Origin of the sequence: Sphingomonas melonis (assembly GCF_013409985.1) — a bacterium.
Classification (GTDB): domain Bacteria; phylum Pseudomonadota; class Alphaproteobacteria; order Sphingomonadales; family Sphingomonadaceae; genus Sphingomonas; species Sphingomonas melonis_A.
The window spans coordinates 891,327-907,921 of sequence record NZ_JACCBY010000001.1; the positions used below are offsets into that span (position 1 = coordinate 891,327).

Annotated in this window: 10 protein-coding genes; 7 read left to right on the forward strand and 3 right to left on the reverse strand. The window is 64.5% G+C overall.

What is annotated here, in order from left to right; translation table 11 throughout:
• Positions 1-56 precede the first annotated feature (56 nt).
• From HD841_RS04390 to HD841_RS04400, 3 genes are all read right to left on the reverse strand, one after another.
• Positions 57-2,507, reverse strand: a complete 2,451-nt coding sequence (locus HD841_RS04390) for a TonB-dependent receptor domain-containing protein (protein ID WP_179507632.1) — start codon at positions 2,505-2,507, stop codon at positions 57-59.
• A 258-nt stretch (positions 2,508-2,765) separates the two neighbouring features.
• Entirely contained in the window at positions 2,766-3,968 is a 1,203-nt protein-coding gene (gene manD, locus HD841_RS04395; protein ID WP_179507633.1) for a D-mannonate dehydratase ManD, read from the reverse strand.
• A 13-nt stretch (positions 3,969-3,981) separates the two neighbouring features.
• A complete protein-coding gene (locus HD841_RS04400; protein WP_179507634.1) occupies positions 3,982-5,298 on the reverse strand; it encodes an MFS transporter in 1,317 nt (438 codons plus the stop codon).
• A 149-nt stretch (positions 5,299-5,447) separates the two neighbouring features.
• Here HD841_RS04400 and HD841_RS04405 point away from each other — a divergent pair, with 149 nt between their 5' ends.
• The 7 genes from HD841_RS04405 to HD841_RS04435 all read left to right on the forward strand — a co-directional run bounded on the left by HD841_RS04405 (position 5,448) and on the right by HD841_RS04435 (position 16,578).
• Positions 5,448-6,104: a GntR family transcriptional regulator gene (locus HD841_RS04405; protein ID WP_179507635.1), complete on the forward strand. Its 657-nt coding sequence runs from the start codon at positions 5,448-5,450 to the stop codon at positions 6,102-6,104.
• Between the two features lie 372 nt (positions 6,105-6,476).
• Positions 6,477-7,259, forward strand: a complete 783-nt coding sequence (locus HD841_RS04410) for an SDR family NAD(P)-dependent oxidoreductase (RefSeq protein WP_179507636.1) — start codon at positions 6,477-6,479, stop codon at positions 7,257-7,259.
• 404 nt (positions 7,260-7,663) lie between these two features.
• Positions 7,664-9,274: a DUF5597 domain-containing protein gene (locus HD841_RS04415; RefSeq protein ID WP_257015218.1), complete on the forward strand. Its 1,611-nt coding sequence runs from the start codon at positions 7,664-7,666 to the stop codon at positions 9,272-9,274.
• A 91-nt stretch (positions 9,275-9,365) separates the two neighbouring features.
• Positions 9,366-10,874 (forward strand): efflux transporter outer membrane subunit, encoded by a 1,509-nt coding sequence (locus tag HD841_RS04420; RefSeq protein WP_179507637.1) that lies wholly within the window; start codon positions 9,366-9,368, stop codon positions 10,872-10,874.
• Entirely contained in the window at positions 10,871-11,941 is a 1,071-nt protein-coding gene (locus HD841_RS04425) for an efflux RND transporter periplasmic adaptor subunit (protein ID WP_179507638.1), read from the forward strand. The genes HD841_RS04420 and HD841_RS04425 overlap by 4 nt, the downstream gene beginning before the upstream one ends.
• Positions 11,938-15,060 (forward strand): efflux RND transporter permease subunit, encoded by a 3,123-nt coding sequence (locus HD841_RS04430; RefSeq protein ID WP_179507639.1) that lies wholly within the window; start codon positions 11,938-11,940, stop codon positions 15,058-15,060. Before HD841_RS04425 ends, HD841_RS04430 begins: the two co-directional genes overlap by 4 nt.
• Before the next feature lie 93 nt (positions 15,061-15,153).
• Positions 15,154-16,578, forward strand: a complete 1,425-nt coding sequence (locus tag HD841_RS04435; RefSeq protein ID WP_179507640.1) for a GH1 family beta-glucosidase — start codon at positions 15,154-15,156, stop codon at positions 16,576-16,578.
• The last annotated feature ends 17 nt before the right edge of the window (positions 16,579-16,595 follow it).

The following is a 16,595-nucleotide window of genomic DNA, read 5'->3' on the forward strand; positions in this document are numbered from 1 at the left end:
CCCGGGCGGCAGGAAGCGGGCGGGGACGCTTGCCGTCCCCGCCGCAGGAAGCAGGCTCAGAAGCTGTAGTCGAGGCGGACGCCAATCGTACGCCGACCTTCGCCGGCGACCGTCTGGAGGTAGCTGCCGGTCGGCCCGAACGGAAGCGGCCGCAGGCGCGCGATGAACAGCTTGTCCGTGAGATTGCGTCCGTACACGCTCAAGCGAAGCTTACCATCCAGACCACCGACGCCGATCGTCGCGTTCAGCAGACCATAGCCGGGGATGCGCGTGCCCGGATCACCGGCGACGCTGAGCGTGCTGGAGCGGTGGGCGAAGCTTGCGCTGCTGAACAGCTTCAGCGTTTCGGTAAGCTGTGGCTCGTAGTTGATCCCGACGTTGTAGGTGAACCGCGGTGCGAGGATGACGTCGGTGTCGCTGGCATCGTTCACGAGCGTCGCACCTTGCCGGTAGCAGCCGGGACCTGCGGCGGCATTTACGGGCTGGTTGGCGTAGCAGCCGACCAGGAAGCCTTCGTACTGCGAGTGGTTGTAGCTCGCGTTGGCGCTCAGCGTGAGGTCGGGAGCGGCTCGGAAAGCGCTGCTGATCTCCACACCCTTGGCTTCGACCTTGGGCGCGTTCGTCAGGAGGCTGAGATAGTCTCCGCTCGGCTGGAGGGTGAGAGCGGTCGCCTGGAAGTTCCGGAAGGTCTGGATGTAACCTGTCAGGTTCAGGGTCAGGCGACGGTCCAGGAATTGGGTCTTCAGTCCGACCTCGTACGAGTCCACGTTCTCCTGGCTGACTGGGCGTAGCACGCCCCGGCTCGTGCCGATGGCCGGGGCCTTGTAGCCGCGCGAGTAGGTCGCGTATCCCATGATGTCGTCCGTCGGCTTGTACTGCAGCGTCGCCTTGCCGGTGACGTCGGTCGCCTTCGCCCGCCCGGCGATCGCCGGGGGGATCGTGCCGATGTAGCTGTAGGGAAAATCGGTTGTCGGAGCGTAGTCGCCGCTCACGCGGTCGTGCGTCAGGCGGAGTCCCCCGACGAACGTCAGCTGCGACGTCAGGTGCAGGTTTCCTTCGCCGAAAAGCGCGTAGCTGCGCTGGTGCGAGCCGTAGGCGGACGCGGATCCGACCGGATTGACGTAGGTGAGGCTTGGCAGGTCGGTGCGGTTGCGCTTGCCTGCCTGAGCTTCGAATGCGTGCGCGTCCTGGCGGTACAGGAAGGCGCCAATAATGTAGTCGAAGGTGCCGCCCTTCGGTGAATTTAAACGCACTTCCTGCGAGAACTGCGAGGCGCGCAGGCGATTGCGATTGAGCGTGTAGAAGTCCGTTCCGGTATAGTCGGGATCGTTGAAGTTTCCGCTGCGCTGGTGCTTGTACGCAGTTATCGACGTCACCGTGTACTCGCCGAGCGACGCGGTGAGGACTTCGGAGATCCCCTTCTGTCGCACGGAGCCGTACCAGTCGGTGTTGGCGAGGTACGTCTGGTTGTTCGGCCCGGCGGCGAAGCCGTATTGCGCGAAGATGGTCGCGTAGTCGAGATTAGTCTGCGAGGTCGCCGACGGCGGTGTCGCGTAAGCGGTCAGACCGCGCACGTTCTCGATAATGTTGTAGCCCTCGTCCCGATGGTCGAGGAACTCCGCCGTGGTCAGCGCCTCGATATCGGGAGTGGGCTTCCAGAGCAGCTTTGCGCGGACGGAGACGTCGCGGTAGGATCCACCCTCGTTGCGGTAGAAGGCGTTGTAGAGGTAGCCGTCACGCTGCTGGTATGTCCCCGAGATGCGGGCGGCGAGCGTCTCGCTAATCGGGAGATTGACCGTGTTCTCGATCTGAGTCTCGTTATCCGTGCCGTATCGGGCGGAACCTTGCACGCTCGCGATGCCGATCTCGGGCTTGCGTGTCACGACGAACACGACGCCCGCCGAGGCGTTCTTGCCGAAAAGGGTGCCCTGCGGCCCCTCCAGCACCTCGACGCGCTCCACGTCGGCGAAGGTGTTGAAGCCGATCGAACGCGGGAGGCCCTGGACCACATCGTCGAGGACGACAGATACGGCCTTCTCAAGATTGTAGTCGAAGCTTTGGCTGCCGAACCCTCGGATGGAGAAGCCGGCGCCCTGCGAGTTGTTGAAGGTCAGTGACGGAACGAGGTATTGGAGATCCGTCGCGGTGGTGTAGCCCGCCTTGGCGATGGCGGCGCCGCTAACTGCGGTGATCGCGACCGGCACATCCTGCAGACGCTGTGCACGGCGTGTGCCCGTGACGACGATGTCGGCTCCCGTGGCGGTTCCGGAGGGATCGGTTGCGACCTCCGGGGAGGCCGTGGATCCGGTGCTCTGCGCGGTCGGAGTCGTCGTGGCCTGGTCACCTGCGACCGGCGGGGTGGCGGCCTCGTCCTGCGTGCCTGAGGGTATGGTCGGCGTACCCGTGGGTGACGGCGTCAGCGTCTGTGCATGCGCCGCCGAAAGCGAAGTCGTCGCAAGGAGCGCGCCGAGCACCCACCTGGACGTCGAGGTCGAAGCCTTCATCATGTTCCTCTCCTTTATTTTCTTTGTTGTTGTACTTCTGGGGCCGCGGGATGGCTGGACCGCGATCACTCGCCGGCTCCGGTTCGAGCAGGCGTGACGACAGGGCATCGTGAAGATCGATGTCCTTACTTGAGCAGAATGGTAGTTACTCGACGGAAAACTTGCGATTCACTAATCGTGTGGCTTAAGATTTTTTGGAGAACGCTTTTATAATTTAGATAGCGAATCGCAAGTCGATGTCAATCTGAAATTTCAGCCGGACTACCAGTTCCAGAGCGTTCCGTCGGAAAGGCGTGCGACGTCGAGGTAGGCGCGATCGTACGGGAAGCGCGCGGCCGCCGCTTCGTCGAATTCGACGCCGTGGCCCGGTTTCTCGCCGCTGAAGAGCTGCCCATCCTTGAGGTGCCAATCGTGTGGAAAGACCTCCTGCGCCTGCGGCGGGTGGAAGGCGTACTCCTGGATGCCGAAGTTGGGTACCCAACGGTCGAGATGCAGTGCCGCGCCCATGGTGATCGGTGACATGTCGGCGGCACCGTGGCTGCCGAGGCGCACGTGGTGCAGTCCGGCGAGATCGGCGATGCGGCGGACATGCGTGATGCCGCCGGCATGGACCGGCGTGGTGCGGATGAAGTCGATCAGCCCCTCCTGGATCAAGGTGCGGCAGTCGTGGATGCTGTTGAAAACCTCTCCGACGGCTAACGGTGTTGTGCTGTGCTGCCGTATAAGACGGAAGGCTTCCTGGTTTTCGGCCGGAATGGCATCTTCAAGCCAGAAGAGATCGTACGGCTCGACCGATCTGGCTAGTCTCGCTGCCTCTTGTGGCGTGAGGCGATGATGGACGTCGTGCAGGAGGTTGAGCTCCGGGCCGAAGCGCGAGCGTACGTGGTCGAGCAGGATCGGCATGTAGCGCAGGTAGCTGCGGGTGTCCCACAGTGTCTCGCGTGGCCGGTCGTGCGCCTGGGCCGCCACGCCGGGCTTGTCGACGCCATAGTTGACAGGCATGCCGGGTACGGCACCTTGGATCCTGATGGCCTTGAAGCCGCGCTCCGAAAGCTCCGCGACCTTATCGGCGACCTCCTCCTTGTCGTCTCCGCTAGCATGGCTGTAGCTGAGCATGTGGTTCCGGCTTGCCCCGCCCAGCAGCTGATACAGCGGCATGTTCGCGACCTTGGCCTTGATGTCCCACAGGGCCACGTCGATCGCGGCGATGGCGGCCATGCCGATCGGGCCGCGCCGCCAGTATGCGCCACGATAGAAGTATTGCCAGGTGTCCTCGATCGCGCTTGCATCGCGGCCGATGAGCGCCGGGCAAAGATGGTCGCTCAGGTAGGAGGCAACCGACAACTCGCGCCCGTTCACGGTCGCATCACCGATACCGGTGATGCCGGCGTCGGTCTCAATTTTCAACGTAACGAAGTTGCGGCCTGGGGAGCAGACGAACACCTGCGCATTCGTGATCTTCATGTGGATGTCCTGGTCAGATGTTGTTCGGAGTCGGCTCGGGGATCGGCGATACGTCCCCCATGACGACGGTGAAGAAGAGGATGCCGATGGCCAGGATGGCTCCGGCGAGCAGGAACGCGCCGCTGAAAGTTCCGGTCGTCGCGACGATGAAGCCGGTCGCGGCGGGCGCCGCGATGCCCGTTATGCTGTTGACGAAGTTCATGATCCCTCCGATCGTACCCGCGCCACCCTTCGGCGCGATGAGCGACGGGAGGGACCAACTCGCAGGTGCCGCTGCGGCCAGTCCGCTCAGCGACAGCGTTATCCAAGTGACGGCCCAGTACGGATCACGCGTGATGCCGGCGCCAATCACGGAAAGTCCGGTGACCATGCCCGCCACGATGATGGACTTGCGCACCTTCGTCTCGTTCCAGCCCCGACCGACCAGGTGGTCGATCAACCACCCACCGACCAGCAGATCCGAAACCGTGGCGAAAAGCCACGGGATCATAGTGAAGGTCGCCGAGGTGAGGAGGTTCATTTTCATCTCCTGCACGAGGTATCCAGGCAGCCAGAAGATGAAGAATGCGAAGGCGTATCCGTAGCAAGCGAAGCCGATCGAAAGGCCCCACACCTTGCGACGCTTGACAAGATACCGGAGCAGCGATGTCCCGTTCGTACTGGCCACGCCCTCCTCGGTGGCGCCGCCCGAGGCTATATATGAACGCTCCTCGTCCGTTAGGCGAGCATCCTCGGTGGGCTGCCGGTACACCTGTCTGAACACGAAGAAGTAGGCGAGTGACAGAAAGCCGGTCGCGATGAATGCGCCCCGCCACCCGAACGTCACCACCAGCAGTGCCACCGTGGGGATGGCGACGACGTTTGAAAACTTGGCGGCGGCGTCGAAGATCGCGGTGGCGAAGCTGCGTTCGGCGCGCGGAAACCAGTACCCGATCGCCTTGGCGTTGGCCGGGAATGCGGGCGCCTCCGCGATTCCGAGCAGAAGACGGGCGACGAACAGTGTACCGAAGCCGATCGCCGCGCTCGTGACGAACGACGCCGCCGCCCAGAGGACGATGCTGATCGTCATTACGCGGCGTACGCCGTACCGGTCGAGCAGCATGCCCACCGGTATCTGTAGGGAGCCGTAGGTCCAGCCGAAGGCCCCGAGCAGCAAACCGATCGTTAGCGCGTCGATTCCGAAGTCATGCTGGATGGCCGGCGCGGCGACGGTCAGGATCACGCGATCGAAGTAGTTGACGATGACGCCGATGCCGAGAAGGCCGGCGATCGTCCACCGTCGTCTTCCGACCGGCTTCGGCGGCTTCAGCGCGGCCCCACTCGTCACCATCCGTCTCCCCTCCACGGTATTTTCTAACTGAAATTTCAGTACCGATAGGTTCTCATCGCTTGGCTGTAAAGCTTCTATGCGCCACACCGCCTGATCGCCGGCACGTGCCGGTGGCGGAGGGGGCAGGAAGCAGGGTGCAGAGCAGAAGTTTGTCGCAGCAGGCCTACGACCGGCTCGAGGCATCCATAGTCACGACCGAGCTGCAACCCGGATCCCGGACGACCTTGGGGGAACTGGAGCGACTGTCCGGCTTTGGCCGTACCCCCGTGCATGACGCGGTGAAGCGCCTTTCGACGGCACGCCTCATCCACGTCCTACCACGATCGGGCCTCAGGATCGCGCCCCTCGACCTGGAGGAGGAGCGACTGCTCCTGCCGGTCCGCATCGAGATGGAGGCCATAGCGTGCAAGCTTGCCGCTCAGCGCGCCGATGAAGAGCATGTGGCGCAGTTGGTGGCGGCTGCGGAGGCATTGCGTCAAGGTGGCGAGACGATGACGTTGGCAGAATTCAACGTTGTCGATAGCGAACTCAACAGGGTCATCCTGTCGGCCTCGGGAGAGATGATGCTCGGCAACACCCTGCTACCGCTGCAGACGCTGTATCGTCGGTCCGGTTGGCTGTTCCACAAGCACGTTGCGGGTGGAGGGGCGCTGGAAGACCTTGTGACCGCGCATCTCGATCTGCTCGACACCATCCTCAGCCGGGACCCGGTCGCGGCTGAACATATGGTGCGTGCGATGCTTTCCGAGGTCTACTCGGTGCTGCAGAAGCTGCAGAAGTTCGGGATGCTGGAGAAGCCCGCCTAGGAGCCGTCGTCGCCGAGGGACCGCCATCACGACCCGCCGTTCTGCGACATAGTGCAGATGTCCGGTTTTCGTAGCTCCCGGTGTTCGGCGATAGCCCGGATCTGCCATTGCAGACGGCGCGGATTACGCCGGTCCTCTTGCCATATGGAAAGTCCGCCTTAATGTACGGTTAGTACGAATACGGTGGCGCTTTCTGACCGTAGCGAATAGGTCTGCAAGCGGTGGCGTACGGCGAGGTATTTCGCGGGGCGGTTCCGTGAAACGGTGGCTCGGGCGGGTGCCTTATCATGGCCGCTCGCCGGCGCTCGGCGCAATGATCATCATGATGCCCCGTCATGATTCGCGAACCTCCGCATCAAGGGATCGACGGCAATGACGGATGAAATTCAAGCGGGCTCCAAGGCGTCATATCCTTCGTTGCGCGGGAAGCGCGTCATCATCACCGGTGGCGGGTCGGGAATCGGTGCCGGACTAGTCGAGGCGTTCGTCGCCCAAGGCGCTCATGTGGGATTCGTCGATATTGGGCGGGCAGACGGACAGGCCTTGGCAGCGCGGCTGTCGGGAGGAGCCGTACGCCCGCCGATCTTTCGGCAGCTCGACCTGACGGATCTCGATGCGCTGGCGTCCGTGTTCTCCGAGTTGATCGATGAGCAGGGCGGTTGTGATATTCTCGTGAACAACGCGGCCAACGATGATCGTCATGCCATTGAGGACGTCACCGCCGCGTACTGGGATGAGCGCATGAACGTCAATCTGCGCCACCTCTTCTTCGCCGCTCAGGCCGTGGCGCCGTCTATGAAGGCGGCTGGCGGAGGCGCGATCCTGAACTTCGGCTCGATCAGCTGGCATCTTGCACTCGATCACCTCGCTTTGTACCAGACTGCGAAGGCCGCGATTGAAGGGCTGACGCGCAGCTTGGCGCGTGATCTTGGTCGCAGCGGGATCAGGTGCAACGTGATCGTGCCTGGCAACGTCCAGACGCCACGGCAGCAGAAGTGGTATACCCCAGAGGGTGAGGCGGAGATCGTCCGGGCGCAATGCCTCGATGGTCGCATCCAACCGTCCGACGTCGCGGCGCTGGCGCTGTTCCTGGCTTCCGACGACGCTCGGCTGTGTACCGGGCATGCCTATTGGATCGATGCAGGCTGGCGATGACCCGTGACCGCGGCGCGCCGCCGGAGCTATCCGGGCGGCAGGTCACATGCGCCGACATCGCAGGTGCTACGTCAGAGCTGCAACATGGCCGGAGCTCGACCTTTCTTGAGCACCGCCGCCGAAGCTAGCTGAAAGGCTTGATCAGCAGGGATCAAGCAGCGGCGGATCCAGCCTTGATGTGGGTGCCGACGGGGCCGAGCGCCGCCATCAGACTGCGGTTCGCGAACGGGAACCATCCCTTGTCTCGACGGCGCATCAAGAAGGTGCGGAGACAAACTACGCCATTGACCGTTAATCGTTCAGTGCGTACGATTAAATTGAGAATCGTATGGAGGGGCGTTCCGTCAGCACGGCTGCATTTAGGTCGGCCTGATCGTCGGTGTCCTTCCTCTCCGAAGGAAGTGATGATGTTCAAGATTCCGCGCCTTCTCGCGCTCCTGCTGAGCGGCACGGTCATGGCATGCCCAGCCGTCGCGTCGGACATCCCGTTCCTACGAACTGCGAATGGCAGGCACGCCCTCGTCGTCGACGGCAAGCCGTACCTCATGCTTGGCGCGCAGGTGCACAATTCGAGCAACTATCCAGATGTGCTGCCGCAGGTATGGCCGGTCGTACACGCCCTGGAGGCGAACACGCTTGAGGTTCCAGTCGCCTGGGAGCAGTTGGAGCCAAGCGAGGGCAGGTTCGACTTTGGGTGGGTGGACACGCTGATACAGCAGGCGCGTCAGCATGACACACGGCTGGTCCTCCTATGGTTCGGCAGCTGGAAGAACGGCGAGTCGACGTACGCCCCGGAATGGGTGAAAGGCGATACGAAGCGTTTTCCCCGTCTGCAGCGACAGGATGGACGACCGACGCTGACGCTTTCGCCATTGGGAGAGGCGACACTTGCTGCCGACCGTAAGGCCTTCGTGGCGCTGATGCGCCATCTGCGAGAGACGGACGCGCAGCATACCGTGATAATGGTGCAGGTCGAGAACGAGATAGGGACCCACGGCGTGGCACGCGACTACTCGCCAGCCGCAGAGAAGCTCTTCGCTCAACCCGTTCCCGAAGCCGTCGTCCGTGACTCGGGAAAGACCGCTGGAACATGGACCTCTGCGTTCGGCAAGGAGGCCGACCAGGCATTCGCCGCGTGGACCTACGCGCGCTTCGTCGAGAAGGTGGCGGCGGCGGGCAAGGCTGAGAAGCGGCTGCCCATGTACACCAACGCCGCTGTGTTCGATGCGACCGGAACCGCGATGGCCGCGCAGATCGCGAGCGGGGGACCAAACTGGAACGTACTGCCGATCTGGAAGACGGTTGCACCTTCTCTCGACCTCATTGGCCCGGACCTCTATCTCCCACTCGAAAAGACGTATGCGGGTCTCCTCGACCGCTACACGCGCCCCGACAACGCGCTGTTCGTGCCCGAGACCAGCAACGCGCCGTGGGCCGCCCGCTTCTTCTGGTCGGCGCTGGGCCGCGGCGCGATCGGGTGGGCGCCCTTCGGAATGGATGCCACGAACTACTCGAACTACCCTCTTGGAGCCCGAACGCTGGACGCCGCCACGATCGAGGCGTTCGCGGCACCCTACCGGCTGTTCAGGCCTATCGCCAGTGACTGGGCGGCGATCGCAAGCACCCGCCCGACCTGGGGTACGTCGAAGGTGAAGTCGGGTGAGGATTCAACCGTTATGGGACGATGGAGGGTTTCGGTCGTCTACGGTCAGAACAACTTCGACATTCCGACGTGGCCCGGCATGGAGCCTCCGCCCTGGGCCAAGGAGCCGGTCGGGGGCGGCGTCGTCGCGCAACTCGGTCCCGACGAATTCCTGGTGGCGGGGCAGTACAGCAGGTTCAAGTTCGCCACGAGCGATGCGACCCTGAATGGTCAGATCGTGAGCGCTGAAGAGGGTACGTTCGTGGACGGTCGCTGGAAGCGGACGCGCCGTTGGAACGGCGACCAGATCTCCTACGGCTTCAACTTCAACGAAAAGCCGGCACTGCTGCGAGTAAGACTCTCGACGTACTGAAATCCAGGATGGTCGGTCGAGCGGATATATCCGGCTATCGGCGTGACAATCGTACTAGCCGTACGTTTAACGGCGACGAGGGGGGGATCCGATGTTCAGCAATGCGCTATGCAAAACTGCTGCCGCCGTACTGGCATTGACCGTGGCTGCGTGTGCGCCATCTGTCCATCTCCCGTCCGCCAAAACCGCACTCCCAGTCGCCTTCGAACAGTCGCTGCTTGCAGAGGCGAACGTGCCGTTGGACCAATGGTGGACCGTATTCGACGATGCGCAGCTCTCAGGGCTGATCGAAAGCGCGCTTGCCGACGGATTTGATTCGCGGCTTGCGTTCGCGCGGCTCCTCGAAGCGCGTGCGGTACGGTCCAGATCGATCCGGGACACCGGGCCGACAGGCAATCTCGGCGCAACCTACACGCGACCCTACACGAGCCAGCTCTCGACCAATCTCCCAGCCATCGATTTCGGCACGCCGTCCGCCGGGGGAACGGATCTCAGCCAACTGTTCAACCCGACGGGCCCGATAAACAACTACGGATTGTCGCTGAACGCGAGTTGGGAGATAGACCTCTTCGGGCGTTTGGCGGCCGTCCGGCGGCAGGCCCGCGAGACGTTCGCCGCCGAGACCCTCGACTATCAGGCGACCCGCGTCAGCGTGGCGGCGGACATCGCAAGCTATCTCTTCCAGGCTCGCGGAGAAGCCGCACAGCTAGCCAATGCGCGCGACACCCTCAGGATAAGCGGCGAACTCGCTGCCGCCGCTCGCCTCGGCGTCGAGCGCGGGCTGACTGCCGGCGGCGATGCGGCGCGGATCGAAACCGACGAGGCCAACGCGCGCGCCGAAGTGGCACGCTTCTCGAACGCTCTCGACACGAGCCGGCGGCAGATCCTCATCCTGACCGGTCGCGGCACCGACCCGCTGGCTTCATTGGTGATCACTCCGGATCTGAGCCCCGCGCCTGCGCCGCCTGCGACAATACCTGCTCAGCTCCTCGCGAGGCGCCCGGACGTACGTGTCGCCGAGCTGAGGCTTGCGGCCGCGGCGACGCAGGTCCGTGTCGATCGGCTTGCCTTGTTTCCCCGCATCGACCTCCGGCCAGGTGCCGCGTTCTCCAGTACCAACGCGCCACTCGGGGCGACTTCCATCGTCTGGACGCTCGGCGCCGGGCTTGCGCTCCCGGTCCTCGACCGACCCCGTCTGCTTGCCTCGCTCCGCATCACGGAGGCGCGCGGTCTTCAGGCGGTCGTCAGCTACGAGCGTGCGGTTCAGACCGCCTATCAGGAGGCGGATCGCGCCCTGGCATCGATCATAGCGGATCGCGAACGCTCAGCGGCGCTCGACCGTGCGGAGGAAAGGGCCAGGTTCGCGTTCGATGCCGCGCGCACCGGCTACCGGATCGGCGTCACCGATCTTACGGCGCTGCTGCAGGCCGAGCAGGCGTGGCGGACTGCGCGCACGGCGGCGATCAACCAGCGCTCCCTCTCCCTCCGCGACACCGTCGCTGCCTACCGGTCGCTCGGGGGAGGCTGGACGCCAGTCCCGGATGCGGATGCCGCCGGCCTCGTTCTCACTTCAACATCGCATCGAACGGGTACACGATGATCCGGTACATTCCCCTTCTCGTACTCGTTGGCGGATCCCTGGCGGGCTGCCAGGAGGGACAGCCTGCTCGATCCAAGCCTGACCTCGCGACGGTCAGTGTCGGCACCGTGGCATCGCGGCCCCTGTCCGGCGCGGCCACCGCCTCCGGGCAGCTGCTGTCGCGAGAGGAGGCCGCCGTTTCGCCGGAGCTTCCCGGATACCGCGTGGCGAGCGTGCTGGTCGATGAAGATGCCATGGTGCGCGCGGGGCAGCCGTTAGCCGTGCTCGACGATACGCTGCTGCGCCCACAGATCCTGCAGGCCGAAGCGACCCTCGCGCAGCAGCAGGTCGCGGCCGAACGCAGCCGGGCCGAGGCGGATCGCGTCCGTGGGCTGGATGACAAGGGCGTTCTTTCCAACGAGGCGATCTCGGAGCGACGGCTTGCCGCGCGTACCGGGAGCGCTCAGGTCGCCGTGGCGCGTGCCCAGTTGCAGGACCTCCAGGTCCGCCGCAGCCGCCTCGTCGTACGCGCGCCGGTTGCCGGGCGCGTGCTCGAGCGGACGGTCCGACCAGGAGACACCTCGCAGGTGGGGACGGCGATGTTCCGCATTGGCCGGGGTGATCTGGTCGAGCTCTATGCCGAGCTTCCCGAAGCTCAGGCGGGGAATGTCAGGATGGGCGATGCGGCTACGGTTCGGCTCGCGTCCGGTGCCGAGGTCGTGGGCCATGTCCGCCTGATCGGTGCGCGAGTTGATCCACAGACAGGGCTGGTCCGCGTACGGCTTGCGCTACCGGTAAGGCCCGACATCCGGCCGGGCGGGTTCGCCCAGGCCGACTTCGCCTCCAACAGCAGAGCCGTCTTGACCGTACCGGAAGCCGCGGTCCGCTACGGAGCTTCGGGTGCGACGGTGCAGACGCTCGATCGGAGGAACGCGGTCCGATCCCGGCCGGTGCGTGTCGGTCGCCGGGGTGGCGGGTATGTCGAACTCACAAGCGGCCCCCCCCCGGGGACCCGCGTCGTGTTGGGGGGCGGCGCCTTCGTCCTCGATGGTGACGTGGTCCGGCCGACGTTGGGATCCGGTCGATGAGCCTGCAAATCTCGGCCTGGGCGGTCCGCCGACCGATCCCCGTCGTGACCCTCTTCATCGCGCTGACGCTGGCGGGCATCGTCGCCTACCTCCAGCTCCCGGTGAAGCGTTTTCCCAACGTCGCGCTGCCGATCGTATCGGTCGGCGTCACGCAGAGCGGAGCGGCGCCGCAGGAACTGGAGACGCAGGTGACCCGGCCGGTGGAGAACGCGCTTGCCGGCGTCGCCGGCGTAAAGCATGTCAGCTCCAACGTTTCACTCGGATCGTCCACGACGACGATCGAGTTCGTGCTGCACACCGACATGCAGAAGGCGATCGACGAAGTCCGCACCGCGGTCGAACGCGTGCGGGTGCAACTGCCGCAGGGTATCGATCCCCCCACCGTTCAGCGGGTGGACATCGAGAGCGCGCCGATCGTCACCTATGCGGTTCAGGCACCCGGGATGAGCGAGGCTGATCTTTCCTGGTTCATCGACGACACCGTCTCCCGCGCGCTGCAGGCCCAACCGGGCGTCGCGCAGGTGTCGCGCGTGGGCGGCGTGGACAGAGAGGTCAACGTCATCCTCGATCCCGCACGAATGGCCGCCAGGGGGGTGACCGCACCGCAGATCAGTCAGGCGCTCGCACGCTTCAACACCGACGAGGCGGGCGGGCGTGCGGACGTGGGTAACCGTGAGCAGACGATCAGGGTGGTCGGTTCCGCCCGCACGGTCGAAGCGCTCGGCGAGTTGACGATCCCTGTCCAGACGGGCTTCCTTCGCCTGTCCGACGTCGCGACGGTGGGCGACGGCGCGGCCGAGGTCCGCAGCTTCGCGAGGCTCGATGGGCGTCCGGTGATCGGCTTCCAGGTCAACAAGACCAGCGCCGCCAGCGACGTTTCCGCAGAGGATAACGTTCGCCGCGCCGTGGCGAAGCTTGGTGCCGATCATCCGAACCTACGGTTTACCCCAATCGTTTCGACGGTGGACTCGACGAGGCAGAGCTTCGCCTCGACCAAGCACGTCCTCATCGAAGGAACGATCCTGGCGGCTTTCGTGGTTTTTCTGTTCCTCCGCGACTGGCGCGCGACCACGATCGCGGCGATCGCGATGCCGCTTTCGCTCATCCCCACCTTCGCGGTCATGTCCGCGGTGGGGTTCAGCCTGAACAGCATCACGCTACTGGCACTCACGTTGGTCATCGGGATCCTCGTCGACGACGCGATCGTCGAGATCGAGAACATCCAGAAGCGTGTGGAGGCGGGCCTGTCGCCGTACCGCGCGTCGATCATCGGCGCCGATGCGATCGGACTGGCAGTCGTCGCCACCACCGCCACGATCGTGGCCGTCTTCCTCCCGGTGTCGCTCATTCCTGGCACGGCGGGCCAATTCTTCCGCGAGTTCGGCATGACCGTCGCGATCGCCGTCATATTTTCCCTCGTCGTTGCCCGGTTGCTCACACCATTGCTCGCGGCATACTTCCTCAAGCCTAGTGTGCATACCGTGGTGGAGCGGCCGTTCGAGGGACGCTACCGCCGCATCCTCGACTGGATGTTGGATCACCGCTGGTGGGCGACCGCGCTGGGCGCGCTGGTCTTCGTCTCCTCGCTGTTCATCGCAGGGTCCCTCCAGACCGGCTTCCAACCCGTTGGCGATCCCGGCTTCCTGTATCTCCAGGTTCAGGGCCCTCCGGGGGCCACACGCGATGACATGGATGCCGCCGTGACCCGTGCGACGCGCATCCTGCTGGCGCAGCCGGACGTCGAGCGCGTCTTCGCGCAGATCGGCTCCTCTGCGGGCGGGGCGATCGGGGCATCGGCGGCGGGAAGCGACGTGAGGGAGGGGACGATGACCGTCATCCTTCGTCATGACCGCACGCACACCACCGACCAGTTCCGTCAGCTGAGCCGCCCGCTGCTCGCCTCGGTAGCCGACGTTCGCTTCCTCAATCAAAGCGACATGGGTTCCGCAGGCGTCGAAATCGTGCTCGCTGGCGACGATGGCGAGGAGCTAGAGGCCGTGCAGGATCGTCTGTTACGGGAGATGCGCACGGTGCCGATGATCGCGAATCCGCGCGCCGTTCCCGCGCCGGCGGGACCCGAGCTTGTCGTGACGCCGAGGCCGATCGAGGCCGCGCGCCTCAACGTCGACAGCCGCTCGCTCGCGCAGGTTCTGCGGATCGCGACGATCGGCGACATCGATGCCAACGTCGCGAAGTTCTCGGAAGGCTCCCGTCGTGTCCCGATTCGGGTGCGGCTCGCCGAGCCGGTCCGAGCGGACCTCGCCCAGCTGGGACAGCTGCGAGTACCGACACTTGACGGACGAACGACGCCGCTGGCCACGGTGGCGGATCTTCAGTTTGCGGCGGGGCCGGGCCGCATCGTGCGCTACGATCGTGAGCGGAGGGTGTCCGTCCAGGCCGATCTTGCGTCTGGTGCGACGATCGGCGACGCTCTGAAGGCGGTCCATGCGCTTCCGGCAATGAAGCGGCTTCCGGCCGGGGTCCGGGAGGCCGCGGTCGGCGACGCCGAGGCCATGGCCGACCTGTTCGGCGGGTTCATCCTCGCGATCTTCGCCGGCATCGGGCTGACCTATGCAGTTCTGGTGCTGCTGTTCGGAGGTTTCTTCAAGCCGGCCATCATCCTCGCGGCTCTTCCGATGTCCCTCTATGGTGCCTTCCTGGCGCTCAAGATCTTTGGAATGGCTATCGATCTCCCGGCGCTCATCGGCCTTCTGATGTTGCTCGGCCTCTGTGCGAAAAACTCGATCCTTCTCGTTGAATTCGCGATCGAGGATCAAAGGGCGGGGCAGGGGATGAAGGAGGCGCTGCGGAACGCCTGCCATCAGCGGGCGCGCCCGATCGTGATGACGACCGTCGCCATGGCCGCCGGAATGCTGCCGACGGCAATCGGGTTCGGCGAGGGCGCCGAATTCCGACAGCCGATGGCACTTGCCGTCATCGGGGGACTCATCAGCTCGACGCTGCTCTCGCTGATCCTCGTCCCTGTCGTCTACGAGATGGTGAGTGACTTCGAAGGTTGGCTGTCCCCCCGCCTCAGGCGTCTCGTCAACGCGCGCCAACCGAGCGATGATGCGCCGGTGAGGCCGGAAGACGAAACGCTGGCGACGACCGGCGCATAGACGTGGCTCGCTAATCGTCCTGCTCGTACGTTTTCGAGTGCGCCTGCGTCTTCGGGTGCTAACGTTCATCCAACACAATTCGGGAGAGAGGCAATGATTACCCGCAGAAGCCTGGTCGAGCTTGCCGCCGTCGGGGCGCTCGCCGCATCGGCCGGACCGCTCGCAGCGGCGGCACCGAGGAAGCCGGCATTCCGCTTTCCGAAGCGTTTCCGCTGGGGCTGCTCGACCGCGGCCTATCAGATTGAAGGCGCGGTGGCGGAGGACGGTCGCGGGCAGTCCGTCTGGGACGTGTTCTCGCACACGGCGGGTAAGATCAAAAATGGTGATACCGGAGATGTCGCCTGCGACAGCTATCACCGCTATCAAGAGGACACGCAACTGATTAAGGCTCTCGGGGTCGGCTCATACCGCTTCTCGATCGCCTGGCCGCGCATCTTCCCGGAAGGACGGGGCGCCGTGAACCAGAAGGGTCTGGATCACTACAGTCGCGTCATAGACGACCTGCTCGCCAACGGCATCGAACCGCACGTCACACTGTTCCATTGGGACACGCCGACGGCTCTGCCGGGCGGATGGCAGAACCGTGATACCGCCAAGGCATTCGCCGACTATGCGGGACTGATCGCGGAACGGTTCTCCGATCGTGTCGGTCACTTCATGACGACCAACGAGATCCGCGCCTTTATCGACGGAGGGTACGGTTTCGGCGTCCACGCCCCAGGAATCCGCAGCAATCTCGCGACGTTGAACCAGACGCGGCATCATGCCTTGCTGGGGCATGGTCTGGCCGTGCAGGCGATCCGTGCCGGCAGCCGTCGCCGCGTCCAGGTCGGCATCGCCGAAAATCCGATGATCCCGGTTCCCGTCATCGAGACGCCGGAGCATGTGGCGGCCGCGCAGAAGGCCATGCGCAAGATGAACGGCGCGTTCCTGGAAACCATCATGACCGGCCGATACCCCGCCGAGCTTCTGGAAGCGAAGGCGAAGCCGCCGGTCATTGCGGCGGGCGACATGGCGGCCATCGGGAGCGCTCTCGATTTCGTAGCGCTCAACGTCTATGCTCCCTTGTACGTCCGAAGCGCACCGGATCGGGCCGACGGCTACGCGGTCGTGCCGCGACCTCGGGCCTTTCCCACGATGGACCTGGACTGGTTGATGGTTGGGCCCGAGGTGGCCTACTGGGCCGTCAGGCTCGTGAACGACGTATGGAAGCCGCGGAGCATCTACATCTCGGAGAACGGCTGTGCTGCCGGGGATACCTTGCGTGACGGCCGCGTGGAGGACACCGACCGCATCATGTTCCTGCGCAACTACGTGGCCAACGTGCAACGAGCGGTCCAGGAGGGCTATCCGCTCGACGGATACTTTGTGTGGAGCCTCCTCGACAACTTCGAGTGGACCGAGGGTTACGCCAAGCGTTTCGGTCTGCACTATGTCGACTTCGAGACGCAGAAGCGCACGCCGAAGCTGAGCGCCGAGTGGTACCGCGAGCTGATCAGGCGCGGGCAGATGGTTTGAGGATCAGTTCGCGGTGG

Coding starts and splice junctions, on each gene's coding strand:
- HD841_RS04420 (WP_179507637.1), top strand. CDS start 9,366: ATGTTCAGCAATGCGCTATGCAAAACTGCTGCCGCCGTACTGGCATTG.
- HD841_RS04415 (WP_257015218.1), top strand. CDS start 7,664: ATGATGTTCAAGATTCCGCGCCTTCTCGCGCTCCTGCTGAGCGGCACG.
- HD841_RS04390 (WP_179507632.1), bottom strand. CDS start 2,507: ATGATGAAGGCTTCGACCTCGACGTCCAGGTGGGTGCTCGGCGCGCTC.
- HD841_RS04400 (WP_179507634.1), bottom strand. CDS start 5,298: ATGGTGACGAGTGGGGCCGCGCTGAAGCCGCCGAAGCCGGTCGGAAGA.
- HD841_RS04430 (WP_179507639.1), top strand. CDS start 11,938: ATGAGCCTGCAAATCTCGGCCTGGGCGGTCCGCCGACCGATCCCCGTC.
- manD (WP_179507633.1), bottom strand. CDS start 3,968: ATGAAGATCACGAATGCGCAGGTGTTCGTCTGCTCCCCAGGCCGCAAC.
- HD841_RS04425 (WP_179507638.1), top strand. CDS start 10,871: ATGATCCGGTACATTCCCCTTCTCGTACTCGTTGGCGGATCCCTGGCG.
- HD841_RS04435 (WP_179507640.1), top strand. CDS start 15,154: ATGATTACCCGCAGAAGCCTGGTCGAGCTTGCCGCCGTCGGGGCGCTC.
- HD841_RS04410 (WP_179507636.1), top strand. CDS start 6,477: ATGACGGATGAAATTCAAGCGGGCTCCAAGGCGTCATATCCTTCGTTG.